The organism is Mycobacterium sp. WMMD1722 (assembly GCF_049315205.1).
GTDB lineage: Bacteria > Actinomycetota > Actinomycetes > Mycobacteriales > Mycobacteriaceae > Mycobacterium.
In genome coordinates, this window is the sequence record NZ_CP186056.1 from 738,982 (window position 1) to 765,812 (window position 26,831).

12 protein-coding genes, 1 pseudogene and 1 other annotated feature are annotated in these 26,831 nt (G+C 68.8%); of the genes and pseudogenes, 7 read left to right on the forward strand and 6 right to left on the reverse strand.

The genetic code is table 11. The features are described 5' to 3' along the window. The first annotated feature begins 61 nt into the window (after positions 1 to 61). Genes ACN27E_RS03445 through ACN27E_RS03460 form a run of 4 tightly spaced genes read left to right on the forward strand, consistent with a single transcriptional unit; the run spans position 62 to position 4,872 of the window. The gene (locus ACN27E_RS03445; protein ID WP_422746608.1) at positions 62 to 1,111 is read left to right on the forward strand and encodes a cupin domain-containing protein; all 1,050 of its coding nucleotides are present in this window, start codon (positions 62 to 64) and stop codon (positions 1,109 to 1,111) included. Then, positions 1,108 to 3,372 (forward strand): xanthine dehydrogenase family protein molybdopterin-binding subunit, encoded by a 2,265-nt coding sequence (locus ACN27E_RS03450; RefSeq protein WP_422746609.1) that lies wholly within the window; start codon positions 1,108 to 1,110, stop codon positions 3,370 to 3,372. Before ACN27E_RS03445 ends, ACN27E_RS03450 begins: the two co-directional genes overlap by 4 nt. Before the next feature lie 13 nt (positions 3,373 to 3,385). Next, positions 3,386 to 3,886: a (2Fe-2S)-binding protein gene (locus tag ACN27E_RS03455; RefSeq protein WP_422746610.1), complete on the forward strand. Its 501-nt coding sequence runs from the start codon at positions 3,386 to 3,388 to the stop codon at positions 3,884 to 3,886. Beyond that, a complete protein-coding gene (locus ACN27E_RS03460; RefSeq protein WP_422746611.1) occupies positions 3,883 to 4,872 on the forward strand; it encodes an FAD binding domain-containing protein in 990 nt (329 codons plus the stop codon). Before ACN27E_RS03455 ends, ACN27E_RS03460 begins: the two co-directional genes overlap by 4 nt. 155 nt (positions 4,873 to 5,027) lie before the next feature. Here ACN27E_RS03460 and ACN27E_RS03465 read toward each other — a convergent pair. The 6 genes and pseudogenes from ACN27E_RS03465 to ACN27E_RS03490 all read right to left on the reverse strand — a co-directional run bounded on the left by ACN27E_RS03465 (position 5,028) and on the right by ACN27E_RS03490 (position 11,770). Then, a protein-coding gene (locus tag ACN27E_RS03465) for an IS3 family transposase (RefSeq protein WP_422746150.1) occupies positions 5,028 to 6,268 on the reverse strand; the annotation gives its coding sequence in 2 pieces (ribosomal slippage) (positions 5,028 to 5,983 and positions 5,983 to 6,268; 1,242 coding nt in all). Then, positions 5,877 to 5,993: a sequence feature (AL1L pseudoknot), on the reverse strand. It overlaps the preceding gene by 117 nt. Further along, positions 6,171 to 6,971 (reverse strand): DUF222 domain-containing protein, encoded by an 801-nt coding sequence (locus ACN27E_RS03470; protein ID WP_422746612.1) that lies wholly within the window; start codon positions 6,969 to 6,971, stop codon positions 6,171 to 6,173. The genes ACN27E_RS03465 and ACN27E_RS03470 overlap by 98 nt, the downstream gene beginning before the upstream one ends. A 60-nt stretch (positions 6,972 to 7,031) precedes the next feature. Then, positions 7,032 to 8,459 carry a sugar nucleotide-binding protein gene (locus ACN27E_RS03475; protein WP_422746613.1) on the reverse strand — a complete coding sequence of 476 codons (1,428 nt, stop codon included), beginning with the start codon at positions 8,457 to 8,459 and terminating at the stop codon, positions 7,032 to 7,034. An 18-nt stretch (positions 8,460 to 8,477) separates the two neighbouring features. Continuing rightward, positions 8,478 to 9,476 carry a dTDP-glucose 4,6-dehydratase gene (gene rfbB / locus ACN27E_RS03480; RefSeq protein ID WP_422746614.1) on the reverse strand — a complete coding sequence of 333 codons (999 nt, stop codon included), beginning with the start codon at positions 9,474 to 9,476 and terminating at the stop codon, positions 8,478 to 8,480. Next, positions 9,476 to 10,344 (reverse strand): annotated as a pseudogene (gene rfbA, locus ACN27E_RS03485) (glucose-1-phosphate thymidylyltransferase RfbA). The gene rfbB and the pseudogene rfbA overlap by 1 nt, the downstream one beginning before the upstream one ends. 4 nt (positions 10,345 to 10,348) lie before the next feature. Beyond that, on the reverse strand, positions 10,349 to 11,770 hold the full coding sequence (locus ACN27E_RS03490; RefSeq protein WP_422746615.1) for a hypothetical protein: 1,422 nt from the start codon (positions 11,768 to 11,770) through the stop codon (positions 10,349 to 10,351). A 557-nt stretch (positions 11,771 to 12,327) separates the two neighbouring features. On the opposite strand from ACN27E_RS03490, the gene ACN27E_RS03495 reads away from it, so the two are divergent. From ACN27E_RS03495 to ACN27E_RS03505, 3 genes are read left to right on the forward strand one after another with little or no spacing between them, the layout of a single operon-like run. Next, positions 12,328 to 13,938 carry a PfaD family polyunsaturated fatty acid/polyketide biosynthesis protein gene (locus tag ACN27E_RS03495; RefSeq protein WP_422746616.1) on the forward strand — a complete coding sequence of 537 codons (1,611 nt, stop codon included), beginning with the start codon at positions 12,328 to 12,330 and terminating at the stop codon, positions 13,936 to 13,938. Positions 13,939 to 13,982: 44 nt separating this feature from the next. Then, positions 13,983 to 20,456, forward strand: a complete 6,474-nt coding sequence (locus ACN27E_RS03500) for an SDR family NAD(P)-dependent oxidoreductase (RefSeq protein ID WP_422746617.1) — start codon at positions 13,983 to 13,985, stop codon at positions 20,454 to 20,456. Then, complete coding sequence (locus tag ACN27E_RS03505; RefSeq protein ID WP_422746618.1) at positions 20,453 to 26,803, forward strand: beta-ketoacyl synthase N-terminal-like domain-containing protein; 6,351 nt, start codon at positions 20,453 to 20,455, stop codon at positions 26,801 to 26,803. Before ACN27E_RS03500 ends, ACN27E_RS03505 begins: the two co-directional genes overlap by 4 nt. The last annotated feature ends 28 nt before the right edge of the window (positions 26,804 to 26,831 follow it).

A 26,831-nucleotide genomic window follows, 5' to 3' on the forward strand; every position in this document is an offset into this window, starting at 1 on the left:
GTAGCGGCCTTTGTGGGCAACGCGGACGACTCCGGCGTCGAAATCGACCTAAATTGTCGGCATGTCCGCAATCGCCACCCCCAGCATTCACGCCACCTCCCTGCTCGACGGCGAGATCGTCGAGGAGAACGACCTCGGGTCGATGCGGCGGGTCACCGCCGACAACTTCCCGATCCTGCGCGGCCTGTCGATCAAGCGAGTCGTGCTCAACCCCGGTGCCATGCGGGCGCCGCACTGGCATGCCAACGCCAACGAGTTGACCTACTGCGTCGCCGGCACGGCGTTGGTGTCGGTGCTCGACTCCGGCAGCCAGTTCTCGTCGTTCGTCGTCACCGCGGGGGAGATGTTCCACATCGACTCCGGCAGCCTGCACCACATCGAGAATCTGGGCGCGGAACCGGCCGAGTTCATCATCGCCTTCCGCAGCGAGCGGCCCGAGGATTTCGGGCTTGCGGCCTCGTTCGGCGCGATGACCGACGCGGTGCTCGGCAACACCTACGACCTCGACGCCGCGGAGTTCACCGCGCTGCGGCGGAACCTGACCGACCGAGCCCTCGTTGCGCGGTCCGGGGCGCCGGAGGTGCCGACCACGGCGCGCTTCAACGATCCGCACAAGTTCTCGGTCGAGGCCCAGACGCCACCGATCGGGCTGGCGGTCGGTTCGGCGCGGCTGGCGCGCGTCCAGTACTGGCCTGCGCTCAAGGACATGTCGATGTACTCCCTGCGCATCCGCGAGGACGGGATGCGCGAACCGCACTGGCATCCGGTCACCGCGGAGATGGGCTATGTCCACAGCGGATCGGCACGCATGACGGTGCTTGACCCGGACGGCTCCCTCGACACGTGGTATCTGCGCCGCGGTGACGTCTACTTCATCCCCCGCGCGTATCCGCATCACATCGAGGTCGTGGACGCCGACCAGATGCACTTCCTGATCTTCTTCGACCAGCCGACGCCGGGCGACATCGGCTACCGGGCATCGGCGAGCGCCTACTCCCGCGAGGTGCTGGCAGCCACGTTCAACACCCATATCGACGATCTGCCGGTGTTCCCGTTCACCTCCACCGACCCGCTGATCGTCAACCGCCACAATCCGATCGACCCGCGGTGAGCGGCCCGCCGCAGTCCGTCGGCACACCGACCCGCCGGGTCGAGGGTCGCGACAAGGTGACCGGCGCGGCCCGGTACGCAGCCGACACCCCGATGCCGGATCTGGTTCACGCCGTGCTCGTCCAGGCCGACATCCCGCACGGCACCGTCAGTGGCGAATCCGTGGTGCAGGCCGCGGCCGAGGCTGCGTCGGCGCCCGGGGTGTTGCATGTCCTGACGCCGCTGAACTGCCCGCCGCTTCAGACACCCACGCGGGAGCTCACCTTCGACTTCCCGATGGAGCGCCGGCCACCGCTGTCGGATCTGACCGTTCAACACGTCGGCCAACACCTGGCCGTCGTCGTCGCGGACACCCTGGAGAACGCGACCGGGGCCGCCGCGTCGATGCGCTTCGACTATTGCGCCCTGCCTGCCCAGCTGACGGCGCGCCAGGTGCTCGACGAACCCGCGCAACCCGACGAACCGGATGGTCGGATTCGCCACGGTGCCTACCGGCCGGATCACTTCGTCAAGCTCGACGAGGAGAAGTTGCAGGACCGCCGAGGGCCGGACACCGAACCCGACGCAGCGGTCCATGTCCGTGCGCTCTATCGGACACCCGAGAATGCGCACTATCCGATCGAGCTCTCGTCGGTGATCGCGACCTGGGCCGGGGATGAGCTGACGGTGTACGACAGCACCCGCTGGATCGCCGGCGAACGGCGGCTGTTGGCCGCCTGTCTCGCCATCCCCGAGGAGCGGGTCCGGATCGTGTCGCCGCTCGTCGGCGGCGCGTTCGGATCCAAGAGCTTCCTGTGGATGCATGTGGTGCTGTGTGCGGTCGCAGCGCGCGCGGTCGGCCGGCCGGTCAAACTGGTTCTGACGCGCGCGCAGATGTTCACCTCGACGGGCCACCGCCCGAGCACCGAGCAGCAGTTGTCGCTGGCCGCCGGCGAGGACGGTGTGCTCGTCAGTACCGAGCAGCACACGCTCACCGAGACGTCGACCGTCGCACACTTCTGTGAGCCGGTCGGACTGTCGGCCAGATTCCTCTACAGCTCACCCCGACTGGCCGTCTCCCACGTCGTCGCCCGGACCCACACGGCCACCCCGTGCTTCATGCGCGGACCGGGTGAGGCGCCCGGCCTGTTCGCGCTCGAATCAGCCATGGACGAGTTGGCCTACGCCACCGGCGTCGACCCCGTAGAGCTCCGGCTGCGCAACCACGCCGACGTCGATCAGACCAACGGCCGGGCGTGGTCGGGTAAACACCTGCGGGAGTGCTACCTGCAGGGTGCCGATCGATTCGGTTGGGAGACAAGGCCGTCGGCTCCGCGACGCATGCGACGTAACGGTCTGATGGTCGGCTGGGGAATGGCCACAGCGACCTACCCGGGCCGCCGGTTGCCGGCCGGTTGCCGCGTCCAGACCGGCGTCGACGGCCGCGTGACGTTCTCGTCGGCGACCCACGAGATCGGCACCGGCGTGCGTACCGTGATGGCTCAGGTGGCCGCGGACGGCACCGGCATGCCGATCGACGCGGTGTCGTTTCTGTCGGGGGATTCGCTGTTCCCCGAGGCGCCCTACTCCGGGGCGTCGCAGACGTCGGCGACCGTGGGATCGGCGGTACATCTGGCGGCCCGCGAATGGCAGCGCCGGCTGCTGGCCCGATACCCCCGGACCGGCGGCGGCGAGGAAGTGAAGGTCCAGGACGGCCACGTCGTCGACGGGACCGGCCGCCGTATCGCCGCCGTGGCCGCGGCCCTTCGGGACAACGACGACCTGGCGGCCGAGCTCAGCTTCGAGGTCCGCAGCGACGGGGGTCCGGAGTCCGCTGCGGTGTCCCAGTCCTTCGGCGCCCATTTCTGCGAGGTCGAGGTCGACGAGGAGATCGGCAGGGCCACCGTGACACGGTGGGTGGCCGTCCTCGACTGTGGCCGGGTGCTGAACCCCGCGCTGGCCCGCAGCCAGGTGATGGGTGGGATCCTGTTCGGGCTCGGGATGGCGTTGCTGGAGCGGGTGCCCTACGACGCTCGCACGGCGCGATCGATCGGCGAGTACTACGTGCCGACGCACGCCGACCGGCCGTCGTTCGACATCGATTTCGTCGACGTGCCCGATTTCGGACTGGATCCCGTCGGCGTGCGGGGGATCGGGGAGATCGGCGCCTGCGGTGTGCCGGCGGCGATCGCGAACGCCGTGTGCCACGCGACGGGAAAACGCCTGCGGGAGTTGCCGATCACGCTGGAGAGCTTGTTGACGACCCGACCGGGAGGGCAGTGAAGTGGAGTTGACCGTGAACGGCACGCGGTACGAGGTGGCGGCCGATATCCGTGCCACCCTGCTGGACGTCTTACGCGAGCGGCTGCACCTGACCGGCACCAAGAAGGGGTGCGATCACGGGTTGTGCGGTGCCTGCACCGTCACCGTCGACGGTGAGCGGGTGTTGAGTTGTCTCACGCTCGCCGCGTCTGTCGAGGGCAGTGCGGTGGTCACGATCGAGGGCATCGCCGACGGTGACGAGCTGAACCCTGTGCAGCAGGCGTTCATCGACCACGACGGGTTCCAGTGCGGGTACTGCACGCCCGGGCAGATCGCGTCCGCCACGGCGATGCTGCGCGAGCATGCCCGAGGGGATGTGTCGCTGGCGTCGTTCGAAACCGGATGCGTGTCATCGGACGGTCCGGTGGTTCTGTCGGACAACGAGATTCGCGAGCGGATGGCGGGCAACATCTGCCGATGCGGTGCCTACGCCAACATCGTGGCGGCGATCGCCTCGGTTGCGGACCGGACATGAAGACGTTCGGTTTCCAGCGAGCCGCGAGTGTCGAGCATGCGGTTCAGCTGGCCGCGGGTGGCGCGATGTACTTCGCCGGCGGGACGAACCTGCTCGATCTGATGAAAACCGGAGCGGTCAGCCCCGGCGAGGTCGTCGACGTGCGACGGCTGGGATTGGACGCGGTGACCGAGACGGCTGGAGGTGGCGTGGTCATCGGTGCAGGAGTGACCAACAGCGCTGCGGCGAACCACCCGCTGATCCGGCAGCGGTATCCGATGGTGTCACAGGCGATCCTGTCGGGTGCGACGACTCAGCTGCGCAATATGGCGACCGTCGGCGGCAATCTGGTGCAACGGACGCGGTGCCCGTATTTCATGGATCCGGCATTCGAGGCCTGTAACAAGCGGAACCCCGGCTCGGGATGCGCCGCCGTCACGGGCTTTCACCGCGAGCACGCCGTGTTCGGTGCCAGCCAGGGTTGCATCGCGGTGCATCCGTCGGATATGGCTGTCGCGTTGGCCGCCGTGGACGCCGCTGTGCACGTCACGGGCGTCGACGGTGCACGCGTGATCCCGATCGACGAGTTCTTCCGGCTGCCTGATGACGATCCCGCCCGCGACAACACCTTGGCCCCCGCCGAATTGATCACCGCGGTCGAACTGCCCGCATCGCCGTTCGCCGCGCACAGCTGGTATCTGAAGGTCCGCGACCGCCACAGCTACGCCTTCGCCTTGGTGTCGGTGGCGGCCGGGCTCGACATCGTCGACGGAACCGTGCGGTCGGTGGCGCTGGCGATGGGAGGCGTCGCCGCCAGACCGTGGCGGGTACCCGCCGCGGAGGCCCAGTTGATCGGCCGACCGTGCGGTGACGCGGCGTTCCGCGATGCGGCGGAGATGTTCGTAGCTGACGCGAATCCGCTGCCGGACAACGCTTTCAAGGTGGATTTGGGCTACCACAGCGTGGTCCGCGCTTTGCGGACCGCGTATCGCGGCCCATCGTCGTGATGGACTGACGGAGCGTCGGTGCTACCTCCCCAGTCATCCGGGGTCGTCGTCGCGGTCGGTGTCCCGCAGGTAGCGCTGGGGGTGGAAGTAGTTGTTGACGCGGGTTTGGCCGGTGTCGAGTTTGGGTGGGGGGTGAACTACCCCAGGTTTTCTTCCTATGGTTGTGTGAGGGCCGGGACGGGCTGGCTCACATGGGGTGAGGTGCCGGTCAGGGCGGCCTCGTGTTCGTCTGGGGTCGTGTAGTCGAGATTCTCGTGCAGGCGTTCTTGGTTGTACCAGGCGACCCACTCGGCAGTTGCCAACTCGACGTCGGCGATGCTTCGCCACGGTCGGTTGGGGTGGATGAGCTCGGTTTTGTAGCTGGCGTTGACCGACTCGGCGAGGGCGTTGTCATAGCTGTCGCCGCGCGAGCCGACCGACGGGGCGATCCCGAGTTCGGCGAGCCGGTCGGTATAGGTCAGCGATAGGTACTGCGATCCGCGGTCGGAATGATGGACCAACTCGGATAGATCGCAGTTCGATTGCCACACAGCATGATTGAATGCTTGCAATGGGAGGTCTTGGGTGCGCATCGTCGCCGATACGGCCCATCCCTTGATCGCTTTGGTGCAGGCGTCGGTGACGAAGGCGGTGTAGCAATAGCCCTGCCAGGTCCGCACGTAGGTGATGTCGGCGACCCACAGCCGGTTCGGTGCGGCGGTGCCGAAGCGGCGGTTGACCAGGTCGGCGGGCCGCGGGGCAGCCGGATCGCTGACTGTGGTGAACACCGGTTTGCCGCGTTGGACACCGCGCAGGCCGGCCTTGCGCATCAACCTGCGCGTCTGCTCGCGTCCGAGGACCCAGCCGCGGCGTTTCATCGCCTGGTGCATCTTCTTGACGCCGTAGACCGAGTAGTTCTGACGGTGCACGGTGCGCAGGTCATCGATGAGCTGCTCGTCGCGCAGTTCCCGGTCTGACGGCGCCCGGGTGATCGCTGACCGGTACCCCCGTGAGGTCATGAACCCTGGGATAGCTGCCCGCAGAACCCGGCAGATGAGCTCGACCCCGAATTGATCCCGATGAGCATCGATGAAGGCGATCATTTCGTCCCGGGGCGGTCGAGCTCCGCTGCGAAAAACGCTGACGCGGACTTCAAGATCTCGTTGGCTCTGCGCAATTCGGATACCTCGCGCTTGAGCCGGCGGATCTCCTCATGCTCTGCGGTCGAGGTGCCAGGGCGCTCACCGGCATCGATCTGCGCCTTGCGCCGCCACCGCCGCACCGACTCCTCGGCCACCCCGAGTTTGCTCGCAACAGACCTAATCGCCTCGAACTCCGACACTTGCGAGTCCTCCAACGAGGCGTCCAACATGCGCATCGCACGCGCCCGGAACTCGGGCGGATACTGACGGGGCATAACTTCCAATCCTCCTATAAAGATCGGAAGGAAACCTGGGGTAGTTCACGGCGGTTTCGGGGTCGAGCAGTCCGTGGACGGGGGTCATGCCGTCGCGCTGTTGTCGACCGGTGGTGAGGTGGCGCTTGCGTTGGTGAAGGTGTTCGTCGGGTTCGTCGCCGTCGGGATCGAGCAGGGCGATGAGTCGCTGGGCGACGGCGCGGAGTTGGTCGGTGTCCAGGCCCGCCGCCTGGTGGGCCAGGGTGTGTTCGGCCAGGTCGCGGGTGGTGTCGTCGATCCAGGCGGGGAGCTTGTGCAGGGCTTTGCGAATTTCGGTGACGTGGCGGTCGCTGATGTCGCCACGGGCCAGGGCGGCTGCGGTCGCGGGCATGGCCGGTGGCAGGGCTTGTCCGGTGAATGATTGCCGCCGCCCGAGCTTTTCGGCGTCGTTGATGCGTTGGCCGGCCTGAGTGTCGGTCAGGTGCAATCGGGTGGCGATCACGGTGCGCAGCGAGCGTTCCCCGAATACCAGGGGGTCGGCGTCGATGGCGAAGGCGGCCAGCACGGTATGGCTCAGGGCGAGATCCTGACGCTGGGCGCGTTCGACATGTTCGACCAGGGCGAGCTTCTCGGTGGTGGTCAGGGTGTCGAAGGGGAAGGCGGCCAGTTCGGCGCGGGCGGCGTCCCACCGCTGGAGCGCTGACTGCAGATCTTCCCTGTCCATACTTCGAACACTAGTACGAACCACCGACAAGATCGGCCCGTGAATCCTGCCTGTGGACAACTACTTTCGACTGTCGGCCTCCGCCGCCACGTAGTCTTCGAGCATTCGGTCGGCATCGGCCGGAACGAACCCGGTGGTCGTGATCTTCGTCAGGTCCAGTGCACTGTTGGCGGGCCGCGGCGCCACCGGTGCGGACGCTCCGGCGAAGTAATCCGCTGTGGACACGCGGCGCACGCGGTCCGGATCGAAGCCACCGAGGGTGAATACGCGCTTGGCGATGTCCGCCCACGAACTCACCGCACCGGAGCACGTCACGTTGTAGATGCCGTAGGGTGCATCGCTGTCGAGCAGATGCCGGATCGCCCGCGCGAGTTCCGAAGTGAACGTCAGCCGGCCGACCTGGTCGTCCACCACCGCCGGGTCGACACCTCTGGCGGCCAGGGACAGCATCGTCCGCACGAAGTTGCCGCCGTCGCCGATCACCCACGATGTGCGCACGATGTAATGGCGGGGGATCGTCGTGACGAGCTGATCGCCCGCGGCCTTCGTCTGGGCGTACACACCCAGCGGCGCAATCGCATCGTCCTCCCGGTACGGCCGCGACGCCGAGCCGTCGAACACGTAGTCGCTGGACACGTGCACGAAGGTGATGCGATGCGCTGCGGCGATGCGTGCCAGCTCAGCGATCGCCGTGACGTTCGCCGCCCACGCGGTGACCCGCCCCTGTTCGGTCTCCGCGCCATCGACATTCGTGTACGCCGCGGCGTTGACGATGGTGTCGTAGTCAGCCCATGGCCAGGCCGAGCTCAGATCAGCTGAGGTGAGGTCGAGTTCGTCCTGATCGACGAATTCGACCTGCGAGACACCGGTGTACGCGGCGCGCAGGGCACGGCCCAGCTGGCCGCCAGAACCCAGTACCAATGTCTTTCGCGGCGCCACCGGGGTGATGTCGGCCAGGGCCGGTTGCGCGCGGTCCTTCTCGGAGAGCTCCGCGCGCTCCAAAGGAATCGGCCAGTCGATGGCCAGGATGGAGTCCGCGGGGTTCACCGCGGGATAGTCGATGTCGGGCCGGTAATGGTCGTTGACCAGATAGGCGTAGGCGGTGTTCGGCTCGAGGGTCTGGAACGAGTTACCCACGCCGCGTGGCACGAAGACCGCCCGGGACGGGTCGAGTTCGGTCGTGAACACCGCCCCGAACGTCGGCCCGTCCCGCAGGTCCACCCACGCGCCGAAGATGCGCCCGGTCGCCACCGAGACGAATTTGTCCCACGGCTCAGCGTGGATGCCCCGAGTGGTGCCGGGCGCATCGTTGAAGGAGATGTTGTTCTGCACCGGACCGAAGTCCGGCAGCCCCGCTGCGATCATCTTGGCGCGCTGCCAGTTCTCCTTGAACCAGCCGCGGTTGTCGCCGTGCACCGGGAGTTCCCACACCGTCAATCCGGGGATGGGGGTGTCCCGCGCGCGCAGCGACTTGCCGTACTCGGTCAAAACTCCTCCGCCTCTGCGCTATTGCCCGATCCGGGCGTAGAAGGCCTCGGTCGCCTCCTTGGCCGGCGCCCACCACTCCTCGTGGCTGCGGTACCACTCGATGGTGGCCGCCAATCCATGCTCGAAATCGCGGTACCGAGGCCGCCACCCCAGTTCGTTTCGTAGCTTCGTCGGGTCGATCGCGTAGCGCAAGTCGTGTCCGGCCCGGTCCGGGACCCGATCGTAGGCGTCGATGTCCTGACCCATGAGCTGCAGGATCATCTCGATGACCGACTTGTTGTCACGCTCGCCGTCGGCGCCGATCAGGTACGTCTCGCCGATGCGGCCCTCGTCGAGGATCTTCAGGACCGCCGAGGAGTGATCGTCGGCGTGAATCCAGTCGCGGACATGGTGTCCCTCGCCGTACAGGCGGGGGCGGATACCCCACAGGACGTTGGTGATCTGGCGGGGGATGAACTTCTCGACATGCTGGTACGGGCCGTAGTTGTTCGAGCAGTTCGAGATGGTCGCGGCCACTCCGAAGCTGCGGGCCCAGGCCCGCACCAGCAGATCGCTGCCGGCCTTCGTCGACGAGTACGGCGACGAAGGGTTGTACGGGCTGGCTTCGGTGAACCGCCCCGGATCGTCGAGGGCCAGATCCCCGTACACCTCGTCGGTGGAGACGTGGTGGAACCTCGTGTCGTGGCGGCGCACCGCTTCGAGCAGAGTGAAGGTTCCGACGACATTGGAGTGCAGGAACGGTTGCGGATGAGCCAACGAATTGTCGTTGTGGGATTCGGCGGCGTAGTGCACCACCGCATCGGCCGCTCGCACCAGACCGTCGACGAGTTGGGCGTCGGCGACGTCACCGTGGACGAAATTCACCCGGTGTCCGGGCAGATCCGTTAGCGACGCCCGGTTGCCGGCGTAGGTGAGTTTGTCCAGCACCGTGACGTGATGGTCGGTGTGCGCGACCACGTGGTGGACGAAGTTCGAGCCGATGAAACCGGCGCCTCCGGTGACCAGCAGTCGGCGCACTACCGCCCCATCTCGAGCAGATCGAGCAGGTATTTGCCGTAGCCGGACTTGACCAGCCGGGTGGCGTGATCGCAGAGTTCGTCGTCGGTGAGAAATCCCTGCCGCCAGGCGATCTCCTCGGGCACACCGATCTTGAGCCCGGTCCGTCGCTCCATGGTGCGCACGAAGTCGGCCGCATCGGTCATCTGGTCGAAGGTCCCGGTGTCCAGCCACGCCGTCCCGCGCGGCAGCACCTGCACCCGCAGCCGGCCCTGCTCCAGATAGGCGCGGTTGACGTCGGTGATCTCGTACTCGCCGCGGTCACTGGGGGCCAGGTCGCGCGCGATCGCCACCACGTCGTTGTCGTAGAAGTAGAGCCCCGGCACGGCGTAGTTGCTCTTGGGCTGCTTGGGTTTCTCCTCCAGCGACACCCCACGCCGTCGGCGTCGAATTCGACCACGCCGTACGCGGAGGGCTCGGCCACCCAGTAGGCGAAGATCGCGCCACCGTCGACGTCGGCGAAGTACCGCAGCTGGGTACCCAGGCCCGGTCCGTAGAGCAGGTTGTCTCCGAGTACGAGGGCCACCTTCTCGGAACCGATGAACTCTTCGCCGATCGTGAAGGCCTGGGCCAACCCGTCCGGTGACGGCTGCTGGGCGAACGTGATCGAGATCCCGAACCGGGATCCGTCGCCCAGGAGGCGCTCGAATCCGGCAGCGTCATGCGGGGTGGTGATCACCAGGACGTCGCGGATGCCCGCGAGCATCAGCGTCGACAACGGGTAGTACACCATCGGCTTGTCATAGACCGGGATCAACTGTTTGGAGACCCCGAAGGTGATCGGGTGCAGGCGCGAACCCGACCCACCGGCCAGCACGATTCCCTTCATGGCGCTACTCGGCGAGGTGCTTCGGTCCGGCGCGATGTCGGCCGCCGCTGTCGGCGCCGGCACTCACGCCCGAGGACGACGGGGACGATGCGGCCGTTGACGCTGTCGCCGACGACGAAGGTCCGTCATCGGCCGCCGCGGTTCTGCGCACGCCCCCTGGGGAACGGTCGGCGCCGGCGCTGGACATCCGTTCGGACACGGCCTCCACGGAGTGTCGACCGTAGCGCGGTCCGCTGTCGGGCTCGGTGGTGACCCCCGCCGGCCCGGTGTCCGCCGCGCCGGCGCGGGTGATCGCCGGCTTCGTCGTGCGGAACGCGCCATCGGTCGTCGATGCCGTTGCGGCGCGGGTGGTTTCGATGACCGGTCGGTCCGGCTGCTCCGGTGGGTCATCCTGCGGCGAGAACACCGCACCGAACGCGACCCCGGGCCCGGTCTGCTCGACCGTGGCTCCGTTCTGCAGCACCGATCCGGCGAACGAGAACGGACCGGGGCCTGCGGTCACCGTGTTGCGGTTGCCCAGAACGCTGAACGCACCCGACAGGAGCCGGGGACCGGTGGCCGTGACGACGTTCTGGTTCCCGAGGATGTCCACCGCGGAGGTGAGGATGCCCGACATCTCGACCTTGCTGTCGCCGGCGATGGCGACCGCGGTGCTGAGCGCGCCCTGAGCCAGCACCTCGCCGTTGGTGAGGAGATTGAGTGCGAGGGTGCCGAAGATGCCGGCTGTGGTGTTCTGAGTACCCGATCCGAGCGGGGAGACGCCGAGGCCGAGATTGAACCCGCCGATGGAATTGGTACTGCCCGGACCGAGTTGGACGGCGATGTTGCCGAATCCCGAAGCGCCGGTGGAGCCCGAGGCCTGCTCTCCGCTGCCGTTGAAGATCCCGATGACCAGATTGCTTCCGCCGATGGCTGCCGATGAGCCCGGCCCCACCTGGACGACGACGTTGAATCCGCCGGTGACGCTCGCACCGCTCGCTCCGCCGCTGTTGGAGAGCCCGAGGGCCAGGTTCGGTCCACCGATCACCGAGGTGGTTCCAGCCCCGACCTGACCGAGCAGGCTGAAGATGGAGAAGAGCGCATTGGTGGTGGCCGAGTCACCGACCGCCGTCGCGAACGTGAACAGGCTCAGCGCCGCAGTGGAGCGCGCGTTGTTCCCCAGGGCGATCGCGGAGCTGAAATAGCCGAACGAGGCGTCCGCCGATGCGCCATCCCCCAGCCCGATGGCGATACTCGTGGGGTTGCTGGTGCAGCCGTTCCCGTTCCCGAATCCGAACACCGATATGCACGACGCATTGGCCGCCGGAGCGGTGTTGATCGTCCCGGCGACCAGCGCACCGGACACCGCAGCGGCGGCGAATGCGCCGCCCGTGCCGACGGCTCCGCAACGACGCTTCTTTCGGTGACGCCCGCGACTGGGCTTCATCGACTCCCTTTCCTCCCGCATATGTCGACGCGGATGCTACGCGTCGGGTCAGCACCACCGGAGCGTTTTACAGCAAAAATTGACGTGGGCGTTTGCCGATGTCGTTCGAATCGATCCGCCGGTCAGGCAAGCTTTTGCCGATGCGTTGAACAGCGCAAACCGGGTCGTCCACCGCTGCGCTGCGCGGTTGCGGCGGAGGCGGCGCCGTGTCCAGCAGTCGTGTTGACACCGGGCGGCGAACTCGAACCGAACGACGACCGAGGCCGATCGGCCGGGTCGGGAGCTCGGCGCTCCGGCGGGGTCGGAGCCGGCCGGCCCCTTCGCGCCGTTACCGGTGGGTACAGATGTAGCTCAGAACCCGAGGGTCCGGCCATTCCGCGCGATCAGCACGCCCGCCGGCCGGTGATGGCGTCCCGGATCGGTTTGCCGCGGGTGTCGACGAGGGCGCCGCACGGCGGCTGACGCGCCGTCGCGGTGTGGTCCTCGACGTTGCTCGTTTTGCGTCGAGTCGGTAAAAATGCCCCCGATGTCAATTATTGGGTTTAGAGTGCCTGAGCGTGCGAACCGCCCTGGTTGAATCCGATTTCGCGAAGGTCACCTCGTCGGGTCTGCTCGATCGTTCGGACGTCTCGAAGGCGCTCGCAGCGATTCGCAACCCGGTGGCCGTCGTGGGCTCGGCGCATGGGCCGGCTCCGAACCTGCTCGACGATGCCGGCGTACTCACTCCGGAACTCATGAGCCGGGATCTGCTGGCGGTACTTCCGCCGGTCTATCCCGAGTGGCTCGGCGAACGAGGCTTCACCGCTGCCCACGGCGTCAGATTCCCGTACGTGATCGGTGAGATGGCCCGGGGGATCGCGACCGCCCGGATGACCGTCGAAGGTGTCCGCGCCGGTGTGATGGCCTTTTTCGGCAGTGCAGGACTGGATCTCGACACCGTCGAAGCCGGAGTGCGGGAGATCCAGACTGCGCTCGGGCGCGACGCCGGGGGGTGGGGCGCGAACCTCATCCACAACGTCCAGGACGACCGTCTCGAGCTGGCGACGGTCGACCTGTTCCACCGGCTCGGTGTGCGCTACGTCTCGGCGTCGGCGTTCATGCGTCTCACCCCCGCAATCGTGCTGTACGCGGCGAAGGGTCTGCGGCGCGGTCCGGACGGACAGGTGATCCGGGCGGGACGGATCTTCGCCAAGGTGTCGCGTGACGAGGTCGCCCGCCAGTTCCTGTCACCGCCGCCCGAGGCGATGCTGCACGCGCTGGTCGCCGACGGGCGCCTGACATCGGAGGAAGCCCGGCTCGCCGCCGGGGTCCCGGTGGCCGAGGACATCACGGCAGAGGCCGATTCGGGCGGCCACACCGACAACCGGGCGCTGACCGTACTGCTGCCGCGCCTCATCGCCCTGCGCGACGAGATCGCCGCGGCCCACGGGTATGCGGTGCTACCACGTATCGGCGCCGCAGGCGGATTGGGCACCCCCGCGGCGGTCGCCGCGGCGTACGCCGCCGGTGCGGCCTATGTGCTGACCGGATCGGTCAACCAGTCGGCCGTCGAGAGTGGACTGTCGGCCGATGCGCGCAGTCTGTTGGCGCACGCCGAGTCGACCGATGTGGCGATGGCGCCCGCGGCGGACATGTTCGAGATGGGCGTGACCGTACAGGTGCTCAAACGCGGCACGTTGTTCGCTCAGCGAGGTGCGCGGCTGGCCGACTTCTACCGCCGGTATTCGTCGTTGACCGACGCGCCTGCGCAGGAGTTGACCAATCTCGAGAAGACGGTGCTCGGCTGCAGCGTGGACGAGATCTGGGCCGAGACCGAGGCATTCTTCGCCCGGCGGGACCCGAGGCAGCTCGAACGTGCCGCCACCGACCCCAAACATCGCATGGCACTGGTGTTCCGCTGGTACCTGTTCAACGGCGCGCAGTGGGCTCGCGACGGCCATGCGGCCCGGCGCGCCGACTACCAGATCTGGTGTGGTCCGGCGATGGGCGCGTTCAACGAATGGGTGCGGGGCAGCTTCCTCGAGCCGGTCGAGGCCCGCACCGTTCGCCAGATCGCGCTCAACCTGCTCGAGGGGGCGGCATCGGTGACGCGCGCCGGGCAATTGCGCGCCGCCGGAATCGCGCTGCCCGGTTCGGCATTCGACTTCCGTCCCCGTCCGCTGGGGTAAAGCCCCAGCGGAGTTACACGATCGTTCGGCGAATAAGAGGTTCAGTGACCGACCAGAAGCACCAGCCCACCGCCACGCCCGTCGCGGTCGTCGCCGCGACCGCCATCTACCCGGGCGGCCCGGGCCTCGACGGGTACTGGCGCACCATCACCGGCGGACGCGACGCCATCGGTGACGTGCCGCCAACACATTGGCTGATCGAGGACTACTACGACCCCGATCCCAAGGCGGTCGACAAGACCTATTGCAAGCGGGGCGGTTTCATCGACCCCGTGCCGTTCGATCCGATGCAGTTCGGGCTGCCGCCCAATGCGCTGCCGGCTACGGATTCCGCCCAGCTGCTGGCGCTCATCGCCGCGAAGCAGGTACTCGACAAGGCGATGAGTCGCAGCGGCGCCGTCGACCTCGACCGGGTCGACATCGTGCTGGGCGTCGCCTCCACCACCGAACTCGTCGTGCAGATGGGTTCGCGCATGCAGCAGCCGGTGTGGCGCAAGGCCATGCTGGAGAACGGACTGCCGGAGGACGAGGCGGACGAGATCTGCCGCGATATCGCCGACCACTACGTGCCGTGGGTCGAGAGCACGTTCCCCGGCCTGCTGGGCAACGTCGTCGCCGGACGGGTGGCCAACCGTCTCAACCTGGGCGGCAGCAACTTCGTGGTCGACGCCGCGTGCGCGAGTTCGCTGTCGGCGGTGCAGGTCGCGTTGCACAAGCTGTACCTGCACGAGTCGGATCTGGTGCTGACCGGCGGGGTCGACGCCCTCAACGACGTGATGATGTACATGTGCTTCTCCAAGACGCCGGCGTTCTCCCAGACCGGGGACTGCCGGCCGTTCTCGGACGGCGCCGACGGCACCATCATCGGCGAAGGTGTCGGCATGATGGCGCTCAAACGTCTCGACGATGCCGAGCGGGACGGCGACGAGATCCACGCCGTGATCCGCGGCCTCGGCTCCTCCTCGGACGGGCGCGCCTCCAGCGTGTACGCGCCACGCTCGGAGGGGCAGGCCAAAGCGCTGCGCCGCGCGTATGACCGGGCGGGTTACGAGCCGTCCACGATAGGATTGCTCGAAGCGCACGGCACCGCCACCAAGGCCGGTGACGTGGCCGAATTCGCCGCCCTCAAATCCGTGTTCACCGACGCCGACTCGCGCATCGCCCTCGGCTCGGTCAAATCGCAGATCGGTCACACCAAGGCGGCCGCAGGTGCGGCTGGTCTGATCAAAGCTGTCCTCGCCCTGCAGCATTCGACCCTGCCGGGAACCCTCAAGGTCGAGCGGCCGAACCCGGCGATGGGCGTCGAGGAGACGCCCTTCTACGTCAACGCCCAGACTCGTCCGTGGGTGCGCACCGGTGACCAGCCCCGACGGGCGGCGGTCAGCTCGTTCGGATTCGGCGGCAGCAACTTCCACGTCACGCTGGAGGAGTACCGCGGCGAACAACGGGCCAAGCGACTGCGGACGCTGCCCACCGAGTTGGTGCTCCTCAGCGCTGGTGACGAGACGGAGCTGAAGAATCGGGTGTCGGAGATCGTCAGCGCGATCGAGCACGGAGAGAGCCTGGCGCGCATCGCCTTCGAAGCGGCACAGCAATTCGATGCCGTGCAGCCGGCGCGCGCGGGCCTGGTCGCCGCCGACACCACAGCCCTCGGGACGGTCGCCACCAAGCTGGCCGAAGCGCTGGCCGCCGGTACGGCCTCGACGCTGAAGCACCCCGATATCGCGGTGGGTCTGGGACCGGTGCGCGACGGGAAGACCGCGTTCCTGTTCCCCGGCCAGGGCAGTCAGTACGTCGGGATGGGCGCCGACCTGGCGCTCGACTTCCCCGAGGCGCTCGCCGTGTGGGACAGCCTGGACGGTGATCTCGCTGATCTGCCCGGGGTGGTGTTCCCGGAACCGGCTTTCGACAGCGCCACCGCGGACGCGCAACGGGCCGCGCTGACCGCGATGGACAATGCGCAACCTGCCATCGCGGCCACCAGCCTGGCCCAGCTCGCGTTGTTGCGCACACTCGGCGTCACCGCCGACGCCGCGGCCGGACACAGCTTCGGTGAGGTGGCGGCGCTGGCCGCGGCCGGGATCATCCCCACCGAGCGGCTCGTCGAAACCGCTCGCACGCGTGGAGTTCTGATGGCGCAGGCGGGTGCGGGCAAGGACGGTGCGATGCTGGCCGTCGTCGCCGGCGTCGATGACGTGCGGGCCCTGCTGGCATCCGATCCGCAGGCCGCCGGATCACTGGTGATCGCCAACGACAACGCGCCACAGCAGGTCGTGCTGGCCGGCCTCTCGTCGGACATCGCGTGGGCGGAGGCCGCGGCCAAGGCCGCCGGCTGGTCCTCCCGCCGGCTACCCGTGGCGTCGGCCTTCCACTCGCCGGTGGTGGCCGAGAGTTCCGGCCCGCTGGCGGAATATCTCAACACCCTCGAACTCGGCGTGCCCGCATTCCCGGTCTACGCCAATGCGACCGCCGCACCCTACGGCGAGCAGGTGGTCGACCAGCTCGCCCAGCAGGTGCGCCAGCCGGTCAGGTTCCGCGAGATGATCGAGGCGATGGCCCGCGACGGCGTCACCCGGTTCGTCGAGGTCGGCCCCGGCCGCGTGCTGACCGGCCTGGTCGGCCACATCCTCGCCGATACGCCCCACGTCGCGGTCGCCCTCGACGATGCGAAGGCCGACGGGTTGCGCGGCTGGCATCGAGGCCTTGCGGCCCTGGCCGCCGATGGGGTGGCGCTCGATCTGGCGGCACTGTTCGCGCCGTACGACGAACCGGCCAAGCACGTGGCCGTGCCCGCACACGCGGTTCTGGTCGGCGGAGCGAATCTCGGAAAACCCTATCCGCCGGCCGACGGGAAGAAGTCGATCACGCCCAAGCGGATTCGCGCGAATGCTCCGAGCGCACCGCCCCCCGCCCCCCAACCGGCTGTAGAAGGACCACGGATGACCCAGGCAGTTCAGCGGATGGAACCACCGGCACCGGCTCCTTCGCGGGCTCCGGCGCCGGTCAGCGAGGTCCAGGTGCCGGCACCCGCCGCGGCGGCGCCGCTGTCGACCGATGCCTGGAGCGTCATCGACCGCATCCAGCGCGAGACCGCCGAACAACACCAGCACTATCTCGAGGTGATGACCCAGAGCCATCAGGCCTTCCTCGACGTGTCGGCCAAGATGATGGCCGAGATCGTCGCCGACGGCGCTCCCGCGCCGCAGCCGCAGAGACTGGCGTTGAAGGAGGTGGTGCCGCCGCCGAGCGCAGTACCGGATCTGGTCAACGGTGCCAACGGTGCCGAACCGACGCCCGCCCCGGTGATCGTCCCCGCGTCGCCGGTCGACCGACCTGTATCCCACGGTGCCGCACCGATGATGCCCGACAGTGCGGTGTCGGTGCCGGTTGCGGTGTCGGAGCCGGCGGGGTCGTTGCCGACGGGTGCGGTGGTGTTGGGGATCGTGTCGGAGAAGACGGGTTATCCGGTCGACATGTTGTCTCTGGAGATGGAGATGGAGGCCGAGCTGGGGATCGATTCGATCAAGCAGGTCGAGATCTTGGCGGCGTTGCAGGCGAAGTATCCGGGGGCGCCGGATATTCCGGCGTCGGAGTTGGCGGGGTTGCGCACGCTGCAGGATGTGGTGGACACCGTCGGTGGGTTCGCGTCCTCGGGTGGTGTGGCGCAGCCGGACTCGGTGCCGGCGTCGGTGTCGGAGCCGGCGTCGGTGTCGGAGCCGGCGGGGTCGTTGCCGACGGGTGCGGTGGTGTTGGGGATCGTGTCGGAGAAGACGGGTTATCCGGTCGACATGTTGTCTCTGGAGATGGAGATGGAGGCCGAGCTGGGGATCGATTCGATCAAGCAGGTCGAGATCTTGGCGGCGTTGCAGGCGAAGTATCCGGGGGCGCCGGATATTCCGGCGTCGGAGTTGGCGGGGTTGCGCACGCTGCAGGATGTGGTGGACACCGTCGGTGGGTTCGCGTCCTCGGGTGGTGTGGCGCAGCCGGACTCGGTGCCGGCGTCGGTGTCGGAGCCGGCGGGGTCGTTGCCGACGGGTGCGGTGGTGTTGGGGATCGTGTCGGAGAAGACGGGTTATCCGGTCGACATGTTGTCTCTGGAGATGGAGATGGAGGCCGAGCTGGGGATCGATTCGATCAAGCAGGTCGAGATCTTGGCGGCGTTGCAGGCGAAGTATCCGGGGGCGCCGGATATTCCGGCGTCGGAGTTGGCGGGGTTGCGCACGCTACAGGACGTGGTCGACGCGGTCGGCGGATTCTCCTCCCGCGTCGATGCGGACCAGCCGCTGCTCGACGAGGACGACCCCGCCCCGTCGGGTCCGCCGTCCGGCGGCCTCACGTGCACCGAGGCCCGGCTGGAACCGGTGCCGCCGAGTGGTTTCGCGATGGCCGGTCTGCGCGACGGGGAGGTCTTCATCACGCGGGAGGATCCCGAGTTCGCCGCTGCCCTCGAAGACACCCTGACCAGTCACGGCGTCAAGGCCAAGGCCGTCGATGAGCTACCCGAGCGGGCGAGTGCCGTCATCTCGCTGGCCGCGCTGGCCGAAGCTCACTCGCCCCAGGATTGCGTCGATATGCACGTGCGCGCCTTCCATGCGGCCCGCAGCGTGGCGCGCAGCGATTCGGAGACCAAGCTGTTCGTCACCGTCCAGTCGACCGGCGCGTCGTTCGGCGGTGGACAGGCCCCCACCGGCGTGGCGAGCCTGGTGAAGACCGCCGGATGGGAGTGGCCCTATGCCTCCGTCCGGGCCATCGACCTGGAGCATCTCGACGCCGAACGCTTGGTGGCCGAACTGCTCGACGGCGGGACCGGCATGGAGGTCGCACTGCGAGCCGACGGGACGCGGTTGGTCACCGTCGACGGCATCGAATCGGCTGTCGGCGAAGGGGAGACCATCGCGGTGGCGCAGGGCGGCGTGGTCGTCGTGACCGGCGGTGCACGCGGCGTGACGGCCGCCTCGGCGCTGGCCCTGGCCGAACGCCACGGGCTGAGCCTGGCGCTGCTCGGCCGGACCCCGTTGCGGGACGCGTCGGCGGGGGAGCCGACCGGCACCACCATCACCGAGATCGCCACCGCTCTGGCGTCGTCCGCCCGCGCCCGCGGCGAACAGTTGAGCCTCGTCCAGGCCCGCGCGCAGGCCGAGAACCTGTTGGCCGAACGAGAGGTGCGCGCCACCCTGGCGAGCGCCGAACGCCAGGGCACGCCGGCGCGCTATTTCTCGGCCGGAATCACCGACCCCACCGCCCTTACGACGGCTCTCGACGAGGTCCGGCAGAGCCTCGGGCCGATCGTCGGCGTCGTCCACGGCGCCGGTGTGCTCGCCGACAAGCGTCTGGAAGATCTCGACGACGATGCCTTCGTCAAGGTGTTCACGACGAAACTGGTGGGCGCGGAAGCGCTTCTGCAGGCGACCGCCGAAGACGGGTTGAGATTCATCTCGCTGTTCTCCTCGATCGCGGCACGCGCGGGCAACCCGGGCCAATCCGCGTACGCGGCCGCCAACGCCGCGCTCGAGTCGATCGCGGCGCGTGAGGCCGCACGCCGCGGCGACGGGTGTGTCGTGCGCGCATTCGGCTGGGGCCCATGGGACGGTGGCATGGTCGACGCCACTCTGAAGAGCCGATTCCTCGAGGCCGGGGTGGGAGTCATCCCGATCGACGAGGGTGCCCGCTTCTTCGCCGAACACGCCCTGCGCCGTTCCCCGGCCACCGCGGTGGTGGTCGCGGCGCCGGCCGAACCGCGGTTGCGCGCGGCGCATCTGGAATGGGACGTGTCGACCGAGAAGCTGCCGGTACTCGAGGACCATCAGGTCCGCGGCCGGGTGGTGCTGCCGGTGGTGATCGTCCTGGACGCCATGCTCCGGGCGGCCGGCGGGCTGATCGCCGACGGAGACGTCGTCGTCCGCGACTTCCAGGTGCTGTCCGGGGTGACGTTCGCATCGTGCGAACAGCAGGACCTCACCCTCGATGTCGAGCCGACCGGCTCCGATTACACGGTGACCGTTCACGATTGCGAGGGACGGGCGCGCTACCGGGCGGTCATCGAGCGCGAGCCCGCAACCTCGGCCGGCGTCCCGGTTCCCGCCGTCGCCGGATCGACATGGCCGATGAGCGTCGAGGACGCCTATACCGGACCCCTGTTCCACGGTCCGCGATTCGCCGTCATCGACACGCTGGACGCATTCGGGACCCATGGCGGCTCGGCGACCCTCAAGCGCCTCGGCGATGTCGACTGGCCGCGCGGCGGCTGGGCGATCGACCCCGCGACGATCGACGGTGGCCTGCAGCTGGGGATCCTGTGGGCGAGTGCGCATGAGCGCCCGCTGGTCCTTCCGGTGCGCATCGGCCGTGCCGTCCTGCACCGATCTCTCGACGACGCGGGCGCGGTGCAGTGCCGGTTGGCGGCGCACCCGATCAACGACAAGCGGGTCGACTTCGACATCGTGTTCGAGACGTCGGGCGGCACCCCGGTCGCGACGTTGGAGAATGTCGAGTTCTATCTCGCGGGCTCCGGTTCGTGAGCGAATTCGACCCCATCGCGATCGTCGGCCGCAGTTGTCTACTGCCCGGTGCCCGCACGCCGGAGGCGCTGTTCGACGCGACGCTGGCCGGTCGCTGCCTCATCACGCCCACCCCGGCCGATCATTGGCGCGGCATCGATCCCGCGACGTTGCTGGCCAGTGCTGCGGCCGGGCTGAGGGTGTCGTCGGCGACGGGCGGCTATCTGGACACCGCCGGCGACCCGCCGCAGATCGCCTCCCGGATCCGCGATCTCGACCGGCTGGACCCACTGGTGTCCTGGCTGGCCCGATGTGTCGAGCAGGCGCTGGGCCATACGCCGGCCGCGCCCCGGACGGGTCTGATCGTGGGCAACCTGTCCTATCCCAGCACGATGAACACCGCGTTCGTGGAGAACGTCTGGCTGGGTGGCGGCGGGCGGGAGGTGGATCCGCGCAACCGATTCTCGTCCGGTCTGCCGGTGCATCTGATCGCCGAGGCGATGGCCATGACCGGGCCTGCGTTCGCCCTCGACGCGGCCTGTGCGTCGTCGCTCTATGCCATCAAACTGGCCTGCGACGCCTTGCACGACGGCACCGCCGACGTGATGCTCGCCGGCGGGGTCAACGGCGCCGACGACCTGTTCCTGCACCTGGGGTTCACGGCGTTGCAGGCACTGAGCGCCTCGGGGCGCTCCCGCCCATTCCACGCCGAGGCCGACGGTCTGGTGCCGTCGGCGGGTGCCGCGCTGGTCGCCCTGAAGCGGCTCGAGGACGCCGAACGGTCCGGTGATCACATCTTCGGGGTGATCACCGGCGTCGGTCTGTCCAACGACGGCCGGCAGAGCGGCTTCCTGGCGCCCGCGGTGGACGGTCAGACCCGCGCGATGACGGCGGCACTGGAACAGGCGGGCGTTTCTCCCGCCGACGTCGACTACCTGGACTGTCACGCCACCGGAACCCCGCTCGGTGACGCGACGGAGCTGCAGAGCATCGCCGCCGCCTACGGCGATGTCGCGCTGCGGTTGGGGGCGCTCAAAGGCAATCTGGGACACACCATCACCGTGTCCGGGGCCGCGAGCCTGGTGAACGTGCTGTCCGCCATGGCGGCGTCGGTGATCCCGCCTGCCCGATGCGACAAGCCGACAGATCGCCTGCGCGACACCCCGTACACCCTGGCAACCGCGCCGACACCCTGGGAGGGTGCCATCAGGCGCGCCGCGGTGAGCAACTTCGGATTCGGTGGCAACAACGCCCATCTGATCGTCCAGAACTACACCGGGCCGATGCGGCGGCCCGCGCGACGGACCGCTCCGACCGACGACATCGTGATCTGCGGAATGGGTGTGGTGACCGGCGACGCCCGTGACGCGACGGCGTTCCGGCGGCGCGCGCTCGGACCCGCGGAGGAACCGAGACCCCTGGAGACGGTCGAACTCGAACTGGCCGGACTCGGCTTCCCGCCCAAAGAGCTGCAAGCCAGCCTGTCGCAGCAGACGGCGATGCTCGCGGCCGCCGGACAGGCGCTCGAACACGTGGCGACCGATCCGGCGCGCACCGGGGTGGTCGTCGGCATGGGCTGCGATGCCACCGTCGCACGGCAGCGGTTGCGGGTGCGCAACATCGCCGAGCACGCCTGGCTGGAAGCCAACCGGGAGTCCGCACCACAGCTGACCGCCGACGGTGTGGTCGGCACCATGCCCAACATCCCGGCCAACCGGATCCACGCGCAACGCGACTTCCTCGGTTTCGGCTTCACCGTCTCCAGCGAGGAACTCTCCGGCATCGACGCGCTTCGGATCGGTGCTCGAGCGCTTCGGCACCGAGAACTCGACGCGGTGATCGCCGGAGCCGTCGACATGTGCTGCGAACCCGCCCACCGCCGCGCGGCCGACGCGCTCAGCCCGGACGCGAGCGAAGCGCACGGTGATGCTGCGGTGGCGTTCGTCCTCAAGCGGCGAGCGGACGCCGAGGCCGCGGGTGACGACATCATCGCGGTGGTCGACGTCGACGGTGTGCGGCCTTCGGCGGGTGAGCCCGAACCGAATGTCGCCGCCGCGCGGTTCGGCCGCACCCATGCCGCCGGTGCCGCCGTCGAGATCGCCGCGCGCGCAGCGGCGGTGGGTTCACGGGTGCGGGTGGACCGCAGTGGTGCGCAACCCGCACCGGGGGGTTCGGCCTCGACCGTGCAGATGCAGTCGATCGGAGGGCGTACCGACGCCATCGCGCTATCGGCGAGCCACGCGGCGCCCGTGCCGCTGTCCGTGGGCGTCGTACCCGACACCCACCGCTACGCCGGCGCCGACCGGGAAGACCTGCTGAGTCGGATGCGGCGCGGTGAACCCGGTGGTGCGGGTTCTGTCCGGTGCGCTCTGGTGGCCGACAACGCCACCACCCTCGACGGACTCCGCCGCGCCGCCATCGAGAGGCTCGAACACGGTGCGGCACCGGTCCTTCCCGGCGTCGCGTTCGCGGACGCCCCCACCGTCGGTGAGCTCGCCTTCGCGTTCACCGGCGCCGCGGCCGCGTACCCGGGTGCCGGCCGCGAACTGCTGCTCGCCTGGCCGGAACTCGGTGACGCGCTGGCCGAGAGATTCTCCGGTGTCGGCGCATTGGCGCGTGCGCTGTACGGGGCCGGCATCTCCACGCTGGACCCGCGCACCCAACTCACCGGATGCGCGTTGGTCTGCCAGGCGCAGGCGGAGTTCTCCCGCTCGGTCCTGGGTCTGCATCCCACCGCGGCGATCGGGTTGTCGTCGGGTGAGACGAATTCGCTGTTGGCGTTCGGGATCTGGCAGGACCTCGAACCGATGCTCGACGAGATCGAGGCGTCGGGGATGTACGGCGACGAATTGACCGGCGCCTGCCGGGTGGCGGCGGCGGACTGGGGTCTCGGGCACCAACCCGCGCCCTGGGAGTGCTGGCGCATCACCGCGCCGAGAGCAGCGGTCGAGCGGGCACTCGAGGGCGAACCCCGCGCCTACATGACCATCGTCCAAGCCCCCGACGACTGCGTGATCGGCGGCGACCCCGCCGCCTGCCGACGGGTGATCGACGCGATCGACGGTGCGCGGGCGATGCCGCTGGGCCTCGACATGGTCATCCACTGCGAGGCGATGGCGCCGTTCGCCGAGACCTGGCGCCGGATCCACACCCGCATCACACATCCCGCTCCGGACGTTCGCTTCTACACCAACGCCGTCAACGGTGCGTACATCCCGACCCGCGAGGCCGCGGCCGAGGCGATCACCCGGCAGGCTCTGGAGCCCATCGACTTCCCCGCCACCGTGCTGCAGGCGTGGGAGGACGGTGTCCGGATCTTCGTCGAGCACGGCCCTCGGGCCATCCTCACCGGCGCCATCCCCAAGATCCTCGGCGATCGCCCCCACGTGGCGGTGGCGCTGGACCCGCAGGAGCGGCGTGGCCTACGCGCGCTCGCCGAGACGGTCTCGAAGTTGTGGGTCCACTCGGTGCCGGTGCGAATCGACGATTTCGACGCGCGGTTGCAGCAGCTTCGGCAGGCATCGATGTCCCCGCTGCGGGGCGCCACCCGCACGTTGAGTTTCGCCGCGCACTGGCCGGATATCACCCAGCCGTCGCCGGACCCGCAGTCGGATCGCGAGAGGACCCCCGAAGTGGACCCTGCACAGCTGCAGCCCATGCCGCCGGCGCCGGCAGGCATCGAGCCGCTGGTGTTCGCCGATGTGCCCGTCGCCCAGCCTCATCCGGTGACCGTCATCGAGCCGACGGTGGCTGCGGTGAGCAGCCGGGCCACCGCGGCGCTCAATCTCGTCGCGTCGGTGAGCCAGGCGCATACGGCGTTCGTCGAGCGGCAGGCGCAGGCGCACGCGGCGTTCCTGGCCGCGCGGGGTGCGGCCGTGGCGCTGACCACCGGCCGGGGTGCCGCGCCGGTGGCGCCGCCGCCGATCCCACGTCCGCCGGCGCCACCGCAGGCCGTCCGACCGCCGGTCGCCCAGCCACCGGCGCCCGCACCGACGGCACCGCCGACACCGGAGCCGCAGCCGGTGACGCCGCCGCCCCCGGTCGGTGCCGAGCCGCTCTGGACCAGGGCGCAGCTGGAGGTCCTCGCCGGCGGCAACATCTCCGAGGTGCTCGGACCGCTGTTCGCCGAGCTGGACCGATACGACCGTCTGGTGCGGATGCCCGAGCCGCCGCTGCTGCTGGCCGACCGCGTGATGAGCATCGACGGCGAACCCGCGACGATGGGGACGGGCCGCATCGTCACCGAGACCGACGTCGATCCGGCGGCCTGGTACCTGCACAACGGACGGATGTCACCGGGCGTGGTGATCGAATCCGGCCAGGCTGATCTGCTGCTGGCGTCCTGGCTGGGCGCGGATTTCAGCAATCGCGGTGAACGCGTGTACCGCCTGCTCGGGTGCGATCTCACCTTCATGGGCGGCCTGCCGCGCGGTGGGGAGACGTTGCGTTACGACATCCACATCGACGGTCACGCCAAGACCGGGGACACCCGCCTGTTCTTCTTCCATTACGACTGCTACATCGGTGAGCGGCTGGCGATCTCGGTGCGCAACGGGCAGGCCGGTTTCTTCTCCGACGCGGAACTGGCCAATTCCGACGGGGTGCTGTGGGATGCGGCCGACGACGTGCCGCGCGAGGGTGCCCGCCGCGACGAACCACCGCGAGTGACGAAGAAGCGTTCCTTCTCCCGGGCGGATCTCGACGCCTACACCGGGGGCGACGCGTATGCGTGCTTCGGCGACGGATTCGAGATGGCGGCGGCGCACTCACGCACCCCGTCACTGCCCACCGGACGGCTGCGACTGTTCGACGAGGTCGCCGAGTTCGACCCGACCGGCGGACCGTGGGGCAGAGGGTATCTGCGGGCCACGGCGGCGGTGCCGAAAGACGCTTGGTTCTACGACGGGCACTTCAAGAACGACCCGTGCATGCCCGGAACGTTGATGGCCGACGCGGCCACCCAGGCGCTGTCCTTCGCGATGGCCGCCTACGGGTTCACGATCGAGCGCGACGGCTGGCGGTTCGAGCCGGTGCCCGACGAGACCGCACGCTTCGTCTGCCGGGGACAGGTGATCCCCGACGGCGACCACAGCCTCGACTACGAGGTGTTCATCGAGGAGATCATCGACGGACCCACCCCCACGGTGTTCGCGGCGCTGCTGTGCAGCAGTGACGGATTCAAGGTGTTCCACTGCCGCCGGTTCGGGATGCGCCTGGTCCCGGACTGGCCGATGCCGCCCGGCGCGCCGGGGCCGGTGCGGATCCTGGCGGGCACCAGCGATGTCCGAGGTGATCAGGGCGCCCTGCTGGCGTGTGGGCGGGGTATGCCGTCGGATGCGTTCGGCGCGCTGTACGCGCCGTTCGACGGCACCCGCCGGGCGCCGCGGCTGCCCGACGAGCCCTACCACTTCATGTCGCGGATCATCAGCGTCAGCAGCCCGCCGGGGGTGCCGACCAAGGACGGTGTCGTCGTCGCGGAGTACGACGTACCCGCCGACGCCTGGTATTTCGACGATGCCCACTCCGACGCGGTGCCGATGTCGGTGCTCATCGAGATCCTGCTGCAGCCGTGCGGCTGGCTGTCGTCCTACAACGGGTTCGCGGCCAACCGCCCCGACGACGTGGTGTTCCGCAATCTCGACGGCGGTGAGGTGATCCTGCACAAGCCGGCGGGGGTGGGCACGCTGCGGGTGACCTCGAGGCTGGAGCGATTCGCCGACGGCGGCGGATCGACCATCGTCTTCTTCGATGTCGTCTGCACCCAGGGTGACGACACCGTCATGACGATGAAGACGGCGTTCGGCTTCTTCAGCCCCGAAGCACTCAAGAACCAGGTGGGTCTGCGGGTGGAATCCGGAGCGCTCGAGGCGCTGTCAGCGCCGGCGCCGGTGTCGCTGGCCTACCGCGACGAGCAGCTCGACGGCGCACCGTGGCTCACGCAGGGCCGGCTGCAGGTCATCGACCGGGTGAAGTTCTGGCCCGGCGGGGGAGCGGCGGGGTTGGGACGGCTGGTCGCCGAGTACGACGTCCGTCCGGAAGCGTGGTTCTTCAAAGCGCACTTCTTCCAGGACCCGGTGCAGCCCGGGTCACTGGGGTTGGAGGCCATGCAGGAGGCGGCCCGCGCGGCGGTGCGGCTCTCGGGGCTGGCCGGTGGCAGGTCGGGGTTCGAACCCGTGGCGGTGGGTCAGTCGTTCAGCTGGAAGTTCCGCGGTCAGGTGATACCGACCAACCGGCGGACCCGCTCGGAGATCGAGATCACCTCGGTGACAACCGATGACGGCGGGGTGCTGGTCGTGTTCGACGGCGCGTTCTGGGTCGACGACCTGTGCATCTATTCCACGACCCAGATGGGTGTGCGCGTCCGCTGACCCGCTGGGCCGGGTCCGGCTCGGCGGC